The organism is Prosthecobacter sp. (assembly GCF_014879935.1).
Lineage (GTDB): Bacteria > Verrucomicrobiota > Verrucomicrobiia > Verrucomicrobiales > Verrucomicrobiaceae > Prosthecobacter.
In genome coordinates, this window is sequence record NZ_JACSRD010000155.1 from 1 (window position 1) to 15,736 (window position 15,736).

13 protein-coding genes are annotated in these 15,736 nt (G+C 61.0%); 3 read left to right on the plus strand and 10 right to left on the minus strand.

What is annotated here, in order from left to right:
• Positions 1–1,212 (minus strand): CNNM domain-containing protein (locus IAE77_RS14595; protein ID WP_294227683.1); only part of this gene is annotated, 1,212 nt, incomplete at its 3' end.
• A gap of 118 nt (positions 1,213–1,330) precedes the next feature.
• Between IAE77_RS14595 and IAE77_RS14600 the strand changes: the two genes are divergently transcribed.
• The gene (locus tag IAE77_RS14600) at positions 1,331–2,242 is read left to right on the plus strand and encodes a ThuA domain-containing protein (RefSeq protein WP_294227685.1); all 912 of its coding nucleotides are present in this window, start codon (positions 1,331–1,333) and stop codon (positions 2,240–2,242) included.
• A gap of 54 nt (positions 2,243–2,296) precedes the next feature.
• On the opposite strand, the gene IAE77_RS14605 is transcribed toward IAE77_RS14600, so the two are convergent.
• From IAE77_RS14605 to IAE77_RS14615, 3 genes are all read right to left on the minus strand, one after another.
• Positions 2,297–3,208: a bifunctional riboflavin kinase/FAD synthetase gene (locus tag IAE77_RS14605; protein ID WP_294227687.1), complete on the minus strand. Its 912-nt coding sequence runs from the start codon at positions 3,206–3,208 to the stop codon at positions 2,297–2,299.
• A gap of 74 nt (positions 3,209–3,282) precedes the next feature.
• Positions 3,283–3,474 (minus strand): hypothetical protein, encoded by a 192-nt coding sequence (locus tag IAE77_RS14610; RefSeq protein WP_294227688.1) that lies wholly within the window; start codon positions 3,472–3,474, stop codon positions 3,283–3,285.
• A 103-nt stretch (positions 3,475–3,577) separates the two neighbouring features.
• Positions 3,578–4,267, minus strand: a complete 690-nt coding sequence (locus IAE77_RS14615) for a hypothetical protein (protein WP_294227690.1) — start codon at positions 4,265–4,267, stop codon at positions 3,578–3,580.
• A gap of 338 nt (positions 4,268–4,605) precedes the next feature.
• Between IAE77_RS14615 and IAE77_RS14620 the strand changes: the two genes are divergently transcribed.
• Complete coding sequence (locus tag IAE77_RS14620; protein ID WP_294227692.1) at positions 4,606–5,664, plus strand: hypothetical protein; 1,059 nt, start codon at positions 4,606–4,608, stop codon at positions 5,662–5,664.
• Positions 5,665–5,666: 2 nt separating this feature from the next.
• Here the strand turns inward: IAE77_RS14620 and lspA are convergent, their stop codons facing one another.
• From lspA to IAE77_RS14635, 3 genes are all read right to left on the minus strand, one after another.
• A complete protein-coding gene (lspA, locus tag IAE77_RS14625) occupies positions 5,667–6,197 on the minus strand; it encodes a signal peptidase II (protein WP_294227694.1) in 531 nt (176 codons plus the stop codon).
• Positions 6,198–6,289: 92 nt separating this feature from the next.
• Positions 6,290–7,408, minus strand: coding sequence for a galactitol-1-phosphate 5-dehydrogenase (locus IAE77_RS14630; protein WP_294227695.1), 1,119 nt, complete (start codon positions 7,406–7,408; stop codon positions 6,290–6,292).
• Positions 7,409–7,697: 289 nt separating this feature from the next.
• Complete coding sequence (locus IAE77_RS14635; protein WP_294227696.1) at positions 7,698–8,102, minus strand: peptide chain release factor-like protein; 405 nt, start codon at positions 8,100–8,102, stop codon at positions 7,698–7,700.
• Positions 8,103–8,317: 215 nt separating this feature from the next.
• On the opposite strand from IAE77_RS14635, the gene IAE77_RS14640 reads away from it, so the two are divergent.
• Positions 8,318–9,115: a thymidylate synthase gene (locus IAE77_RS14640; protein WP_294227703.1), complete on the plus strand. Its 798-nt coding sequence runs from the start codon at positions 8,318–8,320 to the stop codon at positions 9,113–9,115.
• A 69-nt stretch (positions 9,116–9,184) separates the two neighbouring features.
• Here IAE77_RS14640 and carA read toward each other — a convergent pair whose 3' ends face one another.
• From carA to metG, 3 genes are all read right to left on the minus strand, one after another.
• The gene (gene carA / locus IAE77_RS14645; RefSeq protein ID WP_294227698.1) at positions 9,185–10,354 is read right to left on the minus strand and encodes a glutamine-hydrolyzing carbamoyl-phosphate synthase small subunit; all 1,170 of its coding nucleotides are present in this window, start codon (positions 10,352–10,354) and stop codon (positions 9,185–9,187) included.
• Positions 10,355–10,437: 83 nt separating this feature from the next.
• A complete protein-coding gene (locus IAE77_RS14650) occupies positions 10,438–12,942 on the minus strand; it encodes a hypothetical protein (protein WP_294227699.1) in 2,505 nt (834 codons plus the stop codon).
• Between the two features lie 369 nt (positions 12,943–13,311).
• Complete coding sequence (gene metG, locus IAE77_RS14655) at positions 13,312–14,877, minus strand: methionine--tRNA ligase (RefSeq protein WP_294227701.1); 1,566 nt, start codon at positions 14,875–14,877, stop codon at positions 13,312–13,314.
• Positions 14,878–15,736: the final 859 nt, after the last annotated feature.

Sequence of the window (15,736 nt, forward strand, 5' to 3'; positions counted from 1 at the left end):
GCGGGCGCGGACGGTGCGGCGCACTTTGATTTCCATGGTGTCGATGGTGATGCGTTCGCCGGGTTTCGGGACGTGGCCGAGTTCGTTGAAGACCAGACCGCCGATGGTGTCGATGCCGCCGGCATCGAGTTCGATGGCGAAATCGAGGTCCAGCTCGTGCTGAAGATGATCAAGACGTGTGCCGCCATCGACCAGATAGCGCCCATGGCCGAGGTCGCGGATCTCCGCAGACTCCCCATGCCAGGGAGCGGCCTCGTAAAGCAGCCAGTCGGCGATCTCCCGGCGCGTGATCATGCCCTCCAGCCCGCCGTATTCATCGGCGATGAGCACGGGCTGGTCGTCGCTGCGCAGGTGATGCTCCAGCGCCTCCAGCACCGGCATGGTCTCCGGCACAAAGGCGGGGGTGCGCAGGAGCGTGCGCCAGTCAGGGCGGTTGGCCAGCTTCCATGCGGCGGTGTCGATCACGCCTTCCACGGAGTCAGGCGTCTCGCCATAGACGATGACAAACCGGCTGGCGGCTTTTTCCAAGGTGGCGGCCACCTTGCTGTCCGCATCTTCGCTGCTCACGAGCGCGAGATCGACACGTGGAATCATGCAATCGCGCACAGTGAGCGCCTCAATGTCGAGCGCCTCGTGGATCATGGCGCTCTCGTCGCCATCCAGCAGGCCCTGCTCCTGGCGCATTTCGACGAGGGTCTCGAATTCATCCCGCGTGACCGGCAGGCGGGTCTTCACGCGGCGGCTGACGAGCTGCAGCAGAGCGTCCGTGGCACGGTCGGCAAAGACGGCGAGGGGGTCCAGCACGCCGCGCAGGGGATTCAGCAGCCGCAGGCTGCCGAGCAGCACGACGGAGGGGTTGCGTGCGGCGAAAAACTTGGGGGCCATGTCTCCTAGCAGGACCGTTGCCAAGAACAGCGCGGATGCGGTGAGCCAGGGGTTCCAGCCCGAATGCCGCAGCGGACCGATCACCAGCCAGAGGCCCAGCGCCGCCAGTGCGAGATTCAATGCGGCCGACAAAAGCAGCGCCCGGTGCAGGTGGGCAAAGGGATTGGCCGTGATCGCCCGCAGCTTTTGCGCGACCGCGCCCTCACCCGCCGCGAGCAACTGCGCCTCCACATCCCGCGCGCTGTGGATGGCCGTCTCCGACGCGGAAACGACCGCGAGCACGAGCAGCAGGCAGAAGTAGGTCAGGAGAACGACAAACAGGGACATCAGGAGAGACCGCCAGTGTCAGCAGCAGCCGCTGGCAGGGTCAAGGTTAATTACGGACGCAGGCGGTGTGTTCGTTCTTGCCAAGCCGCTCGTGAATTGATAGCAACAGCGCTCCATCATGCGCTCACTCCTTCTTTCCCTGCTCGTTTTCACCGCCGCTGCTGTGCAGGCAGCGGACCAACTGAAAGTCCTCATCGTGGACGGCCAGAACAATCACAAGTGGGACATCACCACTCCGGTATTGAAGAATGCGCTGGAAAGCAGCGGGGCCTTCACGGTCGATGTGACCACGACGCCGCCGAAGGGATCGCCTGCGGAGGCGTGGCAGGCGTGGAAGCCGGTCTTCAGCGATTACGCGGCGGTGGTGAGCAATTACAACGGCGAACCGTGGCCGCAGAACGTGCGGGATGCCTTCACGAAGTATGTGGCCGATGGCGGCGGCTTCGTGTCGGTGCATGCGGCGAACAATTCCTTCCCAGAATGGAAGGAATACAATGACATGATCGGCGTCGGCGGCTGGGGCGGGCGGAATGAGAAGTCGGGACCGTGGCTGTATGTGAAGGACGGGAAGCTTTTCCGCGACACGACTGCAGGAAACGGCGGTGCGCATGGTCCGCAGCATGAGTTTGTCGTCGAAATCCAGAATCCGGAGCATCCGATCACGCGTGGCCTGCCGAAGCGCTGGCTGCATGCGAAGGACGAGCTCTACAGCAAGCTCCGTGGTCCGGCGGAGAACGTGGACGTGCTGACGACGGCGGTTTCAGACCTCACGGCCGTGAAAGAGCCGAACAACCTGGTGCTGAGCTATCACAAAGGCCGGGTGTTTCACACGACGCTGGGACATGCGGATTACTCGATGCTGGATCGCGGTTTCTACACGCTGCTGCAACGCGGCACCGAGTGGGCGGCCACGGGTGATGTGGAGCGCACTGCGGCGGTGCCGGCCGATTTTCCCACGGAAACGGCCGTGAGCGTGGTGAAACTGGAAGGCTACCCGAAGCAGGAAGCACCGAAGCCCAAGAAGCCGTGAGCAAGGTTGCCATGTTCCTGTGGAACAGGGAGTCCTTGTTGCACAGCAACAAGGCTACTTCGCGGCTTCGATGTCGCGTGCGATCTGCGCTCTGAGTTCGTCCAGGCCATTGAATTTCATCTCAGGCCGCAGCAGGCGGGTGAAGCGCACTTCGAGCTCGTGCCTGTAGAGATCGCCGCTCCAGTCCAGCAGGTGGACTTCGAGCGAGGGATCGGCGTTTTCGGCCACGGTGGGCCTGCGGCCGAGATTGGCCACGGCGGGCAGCCACGTGTCATGGATGCGAGCCTGGACCGCATAGACGCCGAGCGGGGGCAGTTGCTCATTTTCCACCGCTACATTGGCCGTGGGAAAGCCGAGCTGGCGTCCGAGTTGCCGTCCTTCGACGACCGTTCCGAACACGGAATACTCGCGGCCGAGAAAACGAGCCGCCGTGGCGAAATCCCCCTTTGAAACTGCCTCGCGGATAAGGGTGCTGCTGACGACCGTGCCATCGACCTTCAATGGCGGCACGCCATACACGGCGAAGTCGTGCTGGCGGCCGAGTTCCATCAGAAGATGGATGTCGCCCTCGCGTTTGTGGCCGAAATTCCAGGTGTAGCCGACGGAAATGCAGCCCAGCGGCTGTGAGGCGTGGACGAGCTGCTGGATGAACTCGCGGGCAGGGGTGCGGGCCGTTTCCGCGGTAAAGGGGCAGGTCAGCAGGTAGGGAAGGCCGATTTGGGACAGCACCTGCTGCTGATGCCGGGGGCCGCAGAGGAGTTTCGGCGCTGAACCCGGGCGCAAAACGTGTGCGGGATGCGGGTCGAAGGTGACGACAACGGCGGTGCCGTGGTGCTGGGTGGCGTGTTCTTGGGCGGCTTCGATGACTTCCTGATGTCCGAGGTGGACCCCATCGAAGACTCCCGCAGCGAGCGCCAGGGGGCCGGGGAGGGTGGAGAGAGCGTCGATCGAGCGAAGAACCTGCATGGTCGCGAGTGTCAGCCTTTACCCGCAGCCTTGGAGCATCGCAAGACGAAGGGCGTCCCTCCGCAAACGGCGCATTACTTTGCGCTGCCGAGCATGCTCCAGAAGGACTTTACGAGGCTGGGTTTTTCCAGCTTCAGGGTGCTGGTGATGCTGGTGTGGTCGATGCCGACGAGGGTGTTCATCACTTCGCCGTAAGCGGGCATCGAGTTCCAGCCGAGGGTGATTTCGTCGTTGGAGGCGGTGGAGAGGGTGGTGTTGGTTTTCATATGATTCGTAGGATTGAGAATTTCGAGGCTCATTTAGCCGTGAGTTTCAGGTTTGATTGAATCGCTATTTACGTGAGTGAGAATCGCGTCACAAAAATGAGAATTACATGCCAAAAGGATGGCGGGGGGTGAAGCCAGCATAGCTGCGGCTCTGGGTGCGCCAGCGGGGACCTTCACCAGCATACTGGCCGCTCGTGTCCATGCGAAGACCGCAGATGGTCATGAAAACATGGGAACCAGGCTTCACCCAGATGGTGATGAAGCGGCCTTCGCCAGGCTGGCCATAGCTGGCGAATTCCTTGCTGGACAGGCAGCGGTTCAGCAATCCTGCCTTCATGAGCACATAAGAAGTGCTGCTGCTGCAGTCATAAGCGCTGTCCTCGATGTTGCGATGGCCGCCGCCCAGGACATAAGGCTTGTTCTGGAGGGTGTTGGCGGCGTAAACGGCGAACTGGAGGGCCTGGGGAGCGGTCTGGCCGACGCTGGCGAAGCGGCCGTCGAAGCGGATCTGGGAGTTGCCGACCGTCGGGCGGGCAGCGGCAGCACGCTGAGCTGCGGCACGCTGGGCGGCAGCCTGTTGAGCGGCCTGCTGCTGGGCGTAGTAGTTGGCCCAGGCCTGGGCGTTCGCCTGCTGCTGGGCGTGATAAGCGGCCCAAGCCTGTTGCTGAGCATAAGCAGCCTGAGCTTGAGGAGCGGCATAGTAACCAGCGGCCGAGTAACCCGACTGTGCTTTGGCGGCGGTGGCGACGACCAGGAGGCTGACGATCAGAGCGAGGCGGGTGAGTGTTTTCATGGCTGCTGAAGTGTTTCTTGTTTCTGCTAGTATTTATAGCAAAAGCTAGAATCGCCGCAACAGCTTTTATCAGAATTAGATCATTATTTTGTAAAAATGATAACTGTAGGCTCCATCATAGATCATAACTCGTTGAAAATGAGCAATTTACATATTTTATAGAAATGACGCGGTTTTGACATTTTCTGCGCTGTGGAGCTAGAAAAACTGACAAAAGGGCCTGATTCCGCCTCAAGACCCAAGCTTCATGGCCGCATTCCCACTCAATTTTGGGGTGCCTTGGTGCCCGCTGTTTCCCAAGGTTGCACTTCGTCCGTCACGTTTGAGAATCCGCTCTCATGAAAACGCACTGCCTCGCCAATCCTCGGTCTCTTTGGCTGCTCCTCGGAGTCTGCGCGGCACCGCTGTTTTCAGCGGAGCCTCAAACGCCGTCTCACTTCTTCGATGAACCGGGCCGCCGTTACCTTTCCGTGCGACCGCAGTCGGGCGGGCGCGTGGATGTGACTGTGCGTGCGGCGGGCGATCCCGGCTCTTCGTGGCTGTGGGTGGGGCAGGGGACGCGCCAGGAGAAGCAGATCGTGTTCGCGGCGGTCGTGGCCGAGGATCAGGATCGCGGCGCGTTCTTTGTCGCCAAAGGTGGCGAGTCCAAGCTGGAGATCAGTTTCAGGCCCGGGCAGAAGATGCCGCAGGACCCGGGCATCCTGGGGGTGTATCGCCACATCAGTGAGGAAAAGCTCACGCAGCTCATGAAAAAGGAGTTCCAGGCGGCCGAGGACCGGCTGGACGCCACCTTGAAGAATGCCTCACGCACGTGGAGCGGTGTGGACAAGGCTGTGGCAGGGGATTGGAAGACGCGGTGGCCCGGATTGAGGGAAAAATGGATGAAAATCGCCTATCAACCGCCCGCACAGGCGGCTGCGAAGCCCACGGTCGCGGCAACCACGCCGTCGAAGGACGCCGCAGGCCCCGAGAAAGATGCAAACCACTGGCTGAAACTCGCGCAGGCCACGGCGCTCGGTTACTCCTTCATGCAGCAGCCGCCGGAATTGAGAAGCGCAGGAGGCTGGGACGGCGAGTATGACGACGGATTTGGCGGGCACGTCAGCATCCGCCGATCGAAGGACGGAAGACTCCGCGTGACCCTGTCCTGCACGCGTGGCGGTGAACTCCAAGGCACCGATTTGTCAGGCGCGATCCCGGCCGAGGCCGTGCATGAAAAGGACGGCGAATCCACGGCGGAAAGCGCCTTCACCGAGGGCGAAGACCAGCGCCAGACTCAGGTCCGGCTGCGTCGCAAGGGCGGCTTTCTCTGGGTGGAGTCAAAGGCGAAACAACCGAACGTCAGCGCTGCCTGGCTCGACGGCGTTTATCGCTGGTCTCCAGCGCCCGTGGAGTGAGATCAGGCCTTCTTTGGCTGCGGATCCTCGAAAAATGAGGCGATGGCCAGCAGGATCGCCGCGCAGACGACGCAGGAGTCGGCCACATTGAACGACGGCCACGGGTGAAACGGCCAGAAGCCGAAGTCGAACTTCAGGAAATCGACCACGTAGCCATCCAGGAAGGTGCCGTCGAAAAGGCGGCCGCCATCGTGGTTGCGGAACAGCCGGTCGGTGAGGTTCCCAAAGATGCCCGAAACCAGCAACGCCACGGCCAGACGGCTCAGCTTTCCCGGGAACAGGCCTTTGCCATGCATCACGTAGATAAACGTGAGCGCGGCCAGCGAGACAAAGGTGAACGCGTAGTTCGCATACTGCGTGCCGTTGAACATGCCGAAGGCCACGCCGGTGTTCGCGGCGTGATGCAGCCAGAAGATGCCGGGAATCACCTCCTGCTCGTTCTCATACAGGCGGAAGTTCGCCACGATCCAGCTCTTCGTGACCTGGTCGAGGATGTAGAGCGGGAGTGAGAGCAGCAGGAAGAGGCGGATCATGGGGTGAAATGACGAATGACGAATTCAGAATGACGAATGAAACGGTGGCGGACGAAACCCGGCAGAATCATTCGTCATTGGCTCAGCCACGCTCACGCTGGTTGCAGCACCACCTTGAGCAAGCCTTCCTTGTTGTCGTAGAGACGCTTGAACCAGCCGGCGCCCTCTTCGAGCGGTGCCACGGCGCTGAGCAGCGGCTCCACCTGGATGGTGCCGTCTTGGATGCGGCGGATGGCCTCAGGATACTCGCCGGCGCAGGAGCAGGAGCCTTTGATGGTGATCTGGCGCGTGACGACTTCTTGAAGAGGGAAGGGGGTGTTGGGCTGGAGATTCCCGATGAGAACGACCTGTCCGCCTTTGCGCACGGAACGGATCGCCAGATCGAGCGGAGCGGCCGCACCGACGACTTCGAAGCTCGCATCCGCACCGTCTCCGCCGCAGATCTTGCGGAGATGCATCGCCAGGCCTTCCTGCTTCGCGTTGAAAACCTCCTCCGCGCCCAGCTTGCGGGCGAGTTCCAGGCGTTTGTCGTCCAGATCGATGGCGATCACTTTTTCCCAGCCGCGGGCTTTCAGCGCCTGGATGACCAGCAGGCCGATCAAACCGGCTCCCACGACCACGGCAGTGCCGCCATTGGCCTCGCTCTCACAATCACAGCCGTCGCAGCTCTCGTCGCCGCAGGATTTCGTCATGGGGCTGAAGGCCTCGCCCACTTCCACGCCATCGGCCAGGTTCACTGCGTGCAATGCGATGGACACGGGCTCGGCAAAGGCTGCCTTCTCATAAGAGAGCGCGTCGGGGATGCGATACAGGATGCGTGTCGGCAGAGCGATCTTCTCCGCGAAGCAGCCGTGGCGGCGATACTCGCCCGGCGACACACCCAGCACGCGGCGGTTCGGGCACAGGTTCACAAAGCCCGCCTTGCACTCATCGCATTCGCCGCAGTATTCCGTGGAATCAAAAGTGACGCGTTCGCCGAGGTTCCAGCCTTCCACACCTTCGCCCAGGGCGATGATTTCTCCCGCCGCCTCGTGGCCCATCACGATCGGCATCTGGCGGCGGCCGCTGCGGCCATCCATGCCGTGAATGTCACTGCCGCAAATGCCGCAGGCCTGCACCTTCACCAGCACCTCGCCCTTGCCCGGCGTCGGGTCAGGAAAGTTCAGGTCGTAGTTGAACTCGGAGGGGGCAGTGAGGACGAGGGCTTTCATGGGAGCGCGGATCATGCCCTGAGCCCGCCATTCGGCAAGTTCGCTCTTGCTTGGAAGGACAACCTTCCGGGGCTCGCGCAGCCAAACCCACTCGTCGTTTCTTCACAGAAATCCCTGCGCATTCAGGGAGCCCCGCAGATTTCCCGCCTTTCTTTGCCTTCCTGAGGGGGGCTGACAGAAACAAGAGGGCCAAACCAATCTTTTTCTGCCCCATTGTTTCTGTCAGTCAGCGTTGGTTGATGGAGAGAGTGGGGGAAGCGTGAGATTTAAATCAGCTCTGCCCTCCGGCTCACTCCTCGCCACCGACCTTGCCTCGCCCCTGCTTGATCTCCGAACGGTGCCGTTTGCCCGCCACGTAGCGCCGTTTCAGGCCACGCGGGCGATCCCGGGTCTGCCGGCGCTTCTTTTCGCGTTCATTCTGCTCATCCAGCCGCACCTTTTGAAAAATCGCTTCCAGTCGGTCGCACAGCTCGTGTCTGGCCACGAGGCGATTCTGGGACTGCGAACGCTCGTGCTGGCAGCGCACCTCGATCCCGCTCGGAATGTGCCGCAGCACCACGGTGGAGCTGGTTTTGTTGATCTTCTGCCCGCCAGCGCCCGAACCGCGCACGAACGACTCCTCCAGATCCTCCTCGCGGAGGCGGAGCTTCTGCATGCGGGCGCGCAGGGCGCTGTCATCGGGCAGGTCGGCCATGCGTGGAGAATCGGGGCAGGGGACGACCGCCGCAACTGCCACGTTGGACTGCAGGGGCTGAAAATGACCAATGACGAATGAATGACCAGAACCGAATGACGAAGGGGTCGGTTGGCTGGGGCATTCGCCATTCGCCATTCGTCATTCGGATTTCGTCATTCTTGCCGCCTTGCCGAAAGCATTGCATCACTCCCACACTCCGCTATGACTCGCGGATGGAAGAATACCACCGCCTGCTCCGCAAAGTGCTCGACCACGGCAGCTACCGTGAGGATCGCACCGGCACTGGCGCGTATTCCGTTTTTGGCGAGCAGAGCCGCTACGACCTCAGCACGCATTTTCCCCTCGTCACCACGAAGAAACTGCACCTGCGCTCCATCATCCACGAGCTTCTGTGGTTTTTGAAGGGCGACACGAACGTCAAATACCTCCAGGACAACAAAGTGACCATCTGGGACGAATGGGCCGACGAAAACGGCGACCTCGGCCCGGTTTACGGAGCCCAATGGCGTCGCTGGCAGGGCGCTCCCGAGGCGGAGACGCACGATCAAATCGCCCGCCTCATCCGCGATCTCAAAACGAACCCGTATTCACGCCGCCACATCGTCAGCGCCTGGAACGTGCCGCACATCGAGAAGATGGCGCTGCCGCCGTGCCACTGCCTGTTCCAGTTCTTTGTCGATAAAGGCCGGCTCAGTTGCCAGCTCTACCAGCGCAGCGCCGATCTTTTCCTCGGCGTGCCGTTCAACATCGCCAGCTACGCCTTGCTCACGATGATGGTCGCGCAGGTCTGCGATCTCCAGCCCGGCGAGTTCGTCCACACCTTCGGCGATCTGCATCTCTACTCGAATCATCTGGAGCAGGCCAAGCTCCAGCTCAGCCGCGAGCCACGCCCCTGGCCGGTGATGAAGATCAATCCTGCGGTGAAAGACATCGACGCCTTCAGCTTCGAGGACTTCACCCTCGAAGCCTACGACCCGCATCCGACCATCAAGGCCGAGATCGCAGTGTGATCCCTGGAGGGCAAACCTCCGTGTCTGCCCCGATCGAATTCGGCAACGCCTGAGCGTTGCCCTCCATCCTCATCGGCCCTTCTCGATCATCGAGGCGAACTCGGAGAAGAAATACTTCGCGTCGTGCGGACCGGGAGCGGCTTCGGGGTGGTATTGCACGCTCAGCACGGGCGCTTCGCGGTGGCGCATGCCTTCCACGGTGCCGTCGTTGAGATTGATGTGCGTGACCTCGACGTTGCCCGGCAGCGATGATGGATCGATGGCGAAACCGTGATTCTGGCTGGTGATGGCGACCTGGCCGTTGCGCAGGTCTTTGACCGGTTGGTTACCGCCACGGTGGCCGAACTTCAGCTTGAAGGTCTTGCCGCCATACGCGTGGCCGAGAATCTGGTGGCCGAGACAGATGGCGAAGATCGGCTTCACACCGATGAGCTCCTTCACCTCCTTGTGGATGTAATCGAGCGCCGCAGGATCACCGGGGCCATTGGACAGGAAGACACCATCAGGATTCTTCGCCAGCACGTCCTTCGCGCTGGTGGTGGCAGGGACCACGTCCACGCGGAAGCCGGCCTGACGGAGGCGGCGCAGGATGTTGCGCTTCACGCCGAAGTCGTAGGCCACGATGTGATGCTTCGCGGGGGCCAAAGGATGCCGCACGATGCCATCCGGACCCGGTGCACGATTCTGGGAAGGACTCGGGATGTCCCAGTCGCCGCTTTCCGTGTCACTCGGGTCCCAGAGGTAAGGCTTCCCGGTGGTCACTTCCTTCACGAAGTCGCTGCCTTCCATGGGGGCGCTGCTGGCGGCCAGTCTGACGGCTTCCTCGGCAGACATGACTTCGGAGGTGATGACGGCACGCATCGCGCCACGGGTGCGCAGGTGTTTCGTCAACGCACGGGTGTCGATGCCCTCGATGCCTGGGATGCCCCATTCCTTCAGCCAGGAGCTGAGATCCTGCGTGCTGCGCCAGTTGCTCGGCACGTTGCACAGTTCCTCGATGACGAAGCCGCGCACCTGCGGGCGGTCGCTCTCGAAGTCGAGCGGGTTCACGCCGTAGTTGCCGATCTGCGTGTAGGTCATCGTCACGATCTGGCCGCGGTAGGAGGGATCGGTCAGAACCTCCTGATAGCCGGTCATGGAGGTGTTAAAGCAGATTTCGCCGGTGTGCGTGGCTTCGGCGCCGAACGCCGTGCCTTCAAACACCCGGCCGTCTTCGAGGGCGAGGAGAGCTTTTTTCATCAAAGGGGCACCTCAGGCCATAGCCAGAAGGTCGGGGGGTGCAAGGGATGTTCTGCCACGGTGAGGTTTGACCTCGTTTTCCGTCACTCCCACGGTCTCAGAATGTCGCAGGTAATGAACATGGCCTGCAGGATGTCCTCCTTCTCGAACTCGGGCTTGCCGGTTGGCTTGTAAAGCAAGAGCAGGCGGGCGGTTCCGTCGGGCATGGTGGTGGAGGTAACCATGTGGGCCACATGGTAGTCGGTGAGCGGGAATTCCAACCGCCGCCCCTGAGTGTCGATGACGTGTTCGCGATGCTCAAAGGGCGGGGCGGTATGGAACTCGGATGTGTGGGAAAGTTCCACCGTGGCTCCATCCGATCCGACAGTAGGCTCGGCTTCCAGTCGGAGGCCGACCGGCCGCATTTCCAAGCCGAAAGACCGCACGCCTTTGTCATCCACATCCACTTCGGTTGCGGCGAGGTGTTCGGTCATCTGCTCGGAGGTGGCTTGAGTTCCCGACTTGGTCTCAAGACGGGTGGTGTTGAGATGCTGAACCGTGCCTGCCTTCACGGCAGCCAGCAGTGCGTCGAGTTCCGCACGGTGGTTGCTTTTGTTGGCCGCCTGAGCAGTCAGGCGGCGGAGCAGCGGACCGGGGCCTTGCAGGACGTGCAGGATGAGGGCGACGGTGCGCGGGCGTGGCCTGCAATGCCACTCAGTGAAAGCCTCCACCAAATCCAGATTCTCGTTCGTGTTTTTGACCAGCAGCGTTGAACTGGCTGGATTGAACACGGCAGTCGCATCTTCGGGAAATGTGATGCCCTGAGCTTCAAGGATTTGCTTCGCGGTCTTGCGAATTGTCCGTTTGCTATCAGCCTGATCAGTGTTTCCCGCCCCAAACGGATCGGCGGGCGGGCTTCCACCATCTCCACCATCGATGCTGAGAAAGTCTGGCGGCACTCTGAAGATTTTCGTATTCCAGGCTTTGGGATCAGGCAGAACCGGGTCGCCGGCTTCATTGGTTGGAAACCAAGGGCGTAGTTTCGACACCTGTGGCACCACATCGCATTTCATGAACGTTGCCCAGAGCTTCCCGGAAGACTCGCGGCCGACCGGAGAAGTCATGGAAATGAGCTTGGTGCTGCCCTTGTCGAGGCTGATGATTGTCATGGTCTTCAGCACGTGAAAATCTGTGACCGGGGCATCGAATGCCTTCTGAGACCCAGGATCGCGGAAGTGATCGCGACGAGTGGTCGCCGGTTCCGAGTGCAATTCGTGGCTGAACGACACGTCCACAGTTCGTCCGTCAGGCCGGATGGTGGGTTCGATTTCGAAGGTCGCCCCGACATGCCGCGTGTCGAAGCTGAGATCAGGATGTCCGCGTTCGTCTGTTCCCAAGTCTTTGAGATAACGATGTTCGCAGGCCGCGTAGTGACTGCTGCGGTTGCCGGATTTGTCCTCGAAGAAGCTCGAGTTGACGAATCGTGCCTCGCTCCGGCCCGCGGCAGTCTCCAGCGCTGCAAACATCGCCGAATCATCGGCGGCGGCGAGAGTCTGGTGTTGCAACTGACGGAGAAGAGACGCGGGAGCCTCGATGGTGTGGGTGGTGACGGCGACCGTCTTGGAACGTTTGTTGAGCAATTCATCCACGATGGTGGCGATCGTGGCAATGCCGTCGGTCGTGTGTGTCACGCGCAGGGCTCCATCACGATGCTCCACCGAGGCCCCGGTTGGAAAGGGGACGCCGGATTTGACCAGCCACTCTTTGACCGTGAGACGTCGTGGTAGGTTGGAATCGAGAATCACGGTGTGGTTGAGCAGGACGTCGTCAAACAATCCCTCGGGTGCGGGTAGCGCGGCAAAAGCCATGCCTTTGGGCAATGACGGAGATGCTTCTGTCTTGGGCTGCTTCGTTGGGATGGTTTCGACACGACGCAACGTAGCTGTGAGAAAGGCCGCCCACAGAACGTCCGCTTTCTCGTCAAGCACGCCAACCGGTTTGGCAACCGTGAGAAGCTTCGCGCTGCCCGCGGCCATGGTCGCGGCTGTCGTGAGCCGGACTCCCTGAATGTCCGTCACTGGAAACTCCGCCGCGTTGCCCGAGAGCGGATCGCTGACATTGAGCTGTCGTTGGGGAGGTGGACTCGCAAACAGCGTGAGACTCAGAGTCAAGTCGATCATCTCCTGATTGGCTCTGCCGGAGGGTTCGAACTCCAATCGAAGTCCGATTACGGGTGTCTCATGCGTGACAGAGGCATGGCTCTTCGCATCAAGCTGAAAGTTTGTGAGCTGGGCATACTCGTAAGCAGCGTCGGTGGTGGCGCGGGTGCCCGACTGGGTTTCCAGAAACGCATCGCCAACGATTCGGATGCCTGAACCGGGGTTCTTTGCCTGTTCAAGCAATCGCTTCAGCGGAGCATTCGCGTTGCCGCTGCCGGAAGCTTCGGCATTTGCCTCCCGAATGAGATCGCCTGGCCCTTCAATGATGGTCAGAGTGCATGCGATGTTCACGGGAGCACCCTCCCAAAGCATCTTCATGTAACCTTCCACGACGTCGAGGTTCGACGGCGTGTTGGTGACAGTCAGCAGTCCGGTGAGCGGGTTAAGCACCGCGTTGGCGTCTTTCGGAAACTCAATTCCCACCGCTTCGAGAGTCTCTCTGGCTGTTTTGCGATGAGGTGGTGAGTTTTCGGAGCTTGGCTCAGATTGAGGGGCACCAAACGGGTCTGATGGCTCGTTGCCTGGAGTGGGCTTTGCAACAAACGGATCACCAGGCGCTTGAGGTGCGTCCAACGACGGCGTTGACATTTCCGATGAGAGGAAACCTGGCGGCACTTTGAACGTGCGCGTGGCGATCTCTGGCTTTGCCGTTTGTGCAACGGCGCCCCAACTGAGCGCGAAAAGCAGAAGAAAGCCGCGGACGCAAAACGACATGCCGGTGAGATTACCGGATGTTACGACTGAGTGTCGAGAGCGAAGTTACTCCGCAATCTCCAGTCGCGGAAACAACGGCACGGGCGCTCCGAGTTGGTGACCGCTTTGGAGCAATCCCCACTTCAAATCGGTCACCTGTAAGCCATTGGGCATCGTCCAGCCGATCTGCGCGCGTGCGGCAGCCATCGCGGTGGGCATGATCGGATTGAGCAGCACGCTGACGTGCGTGAGTGCTTCGGCGAGGTGGTAGAGCACGCTGTCGAGCCGTGCGGCTTGCGCCGGATCTTTGGCGAGTGAGAAGGGCTTCGTGCTGTCCACAAACGCGTTCGCGTGCGTGACGATCTTCCACGCGGCGGCGATGGCTTCGTGGATGTCCCAGCCGTTCATCTTTTCGATGTAGGCGGGAACGGCTTCGGCCACGGTTTGACGCAGCCCTTGATTTACTTCGTCATCGTAGTCGCCGGGCGTGAGGACGCCGCTGCGATACTTCTGCGCCATGTTGATGCTGCGGTTGAGCAGATTGCCCAATCCTCCGGCGAGCTCCTTGTTGTAGCTCATGATGATGCGTTCATCGCTGAAATCGGCGTCGTAGCCGGTGGCGATGTCACGCATGAGGTAATAACGCAGGCCGTCAGGCGTGAAGGTGCCGGCGAGCACGTTCGGGTCGATCACATTGCCCAGGCTCTTGCTCATCTTCGCTCCCTTCACGTTCCACCAGCCGTGAACGATGAGGCGCGGTATCTGATCGTCGCTGAAGCCGAGCGCGTGGAGCATGATCGGCCAGTAAACGGCATGTGCGGGCACCAGGATGTCTTTGCCGATCACATGCGCGTCCGCGGGCCAGATGTTTTCGAATTTTGGCAGGCCGGTGTTCCCGACTTCATCGGCCATATAGCCAGCGAAGCTGATGTAATTCACCAGCGCGTCGAACCAGACGTAGTTCACGAATTTTTCATCGAAGGGCAGGGGGATGCCCCAGCTCAGGCGTTCGATCGGACGTGAGATGCAGAGGTCCTGCGCATTGCCATCGAGCGAGTTCAGCACGTCGTTCGCGCGATGCGGCGGGAAGATGAAGTCCGGATGGCTGCGGATGTGGTTCTTGAGCCAGTCCACGTGCTCGCTGAGGCTGAAATACCAGTTCTCCTCCTGGAGTTCGACCACCTCGCCCCATTCCTCGCCATAGTTGCCGTCGGGGCCGCGTTCTTTGTCAGTGAGGAACTGCTCCTGGCGCACGGAGTAGAAGCCCGCGTAGCTCTTTTTGTAGAGCTGGCCGCAGTCGTGCAGCTTTTGCAGGATCGCCTGCACCACGCGCTTGTGCGTCGGGTCAGTTGTGGCAGCCCAGCCATCGTAGCGCACGTTCAGCTTGTCCCACAGTGCGGTGAAATGTTGCGTCACGCCGTCCACGAACTCCTGCGGCGTCTGCCCGGCCTTCTCGGCGCTTTTTTGCACCTTCTGGCCGTGCTGATCGACACCAGTGAGGAAGTACACCTCGCGTCCATTCAGCCGCTGAAACCGCGCCATCACATCCGCCAGCACCTTCTCATACGCGTGGCCGATGTGCGGCGCGGCGTTGGTGTAATCGATGGCGGTGGTGATGTAGTAGGGCTTCATGGTCAGAGGCGGGCGTTTCCATGCCGCCCTTCCGTCCTCAATTCAAGTTTTCCCGCGTGCTGCCAGACTCGGCCATCCGGCCATGCCATGAAGCCGTTGTCGGCCCGGAGTGCAGGAATGCTGCCTGCCATTTCTCAAACCAATAGTTTTCTGGAGGGAAAACCATGTCCCTCAGGGCTGGAAAACTCTTTTCCGCAGGGTGCCCCAAGTGTTCACACGCCGGAGAACTCTTTTCTGCGGGGTGTCCCACCTGACCACACGCTGGAAAACTCTTTTCCGGCAGGCCTCCCAAGCGCCGCCCCCTCGGAAAACTCTTTTCCGGCAGGTGGGGAGAGTGGCCGAGGGCTGAAAAACTCTTTTCCAAGGGTCACCCCAAGTGGCAACACGCCGGAAAACTCTTTTCCGAGGCCTGGGTAGCTTCCCCAGCGTCTGGAAAACTCTTTTCCGAGGTCGGGGCACCTTCCCTTCGGTCCAGAAAAGAGTTTTCTGGAGGTCGCGGAGCCGCCGTTGGCCACCGAAAACTCCTTTCCGCAGGCTCCGCATCGGCCCCTCCCTGCTCTGGACCCTCCAGCGCAGCGACTCCACCCGATTCTCGATCCGGCGCGACGACGATGCGCCGAGAGGCAGCGAGCGCTGAGGCCTCCGAAATCGTGGCGTCTCCGTTCCTTGGCTCCTCTTCGGCAAAAGCGCGCGTCGCCAGGGGGCCGTTGGTCTGGCAGTCCTTCAAACTCGGATCACCGGCCCTTCCTCGCGTTTCGCGAGCTTCCAGGTGGAGCCGGTGTGGCGGAAGGTGTGGCGGAAGGTGTGGCGGAAGGTGTGGCGGAAGGTGTGGCGGACTTGGGTGAGGTTCGGGGCTTGA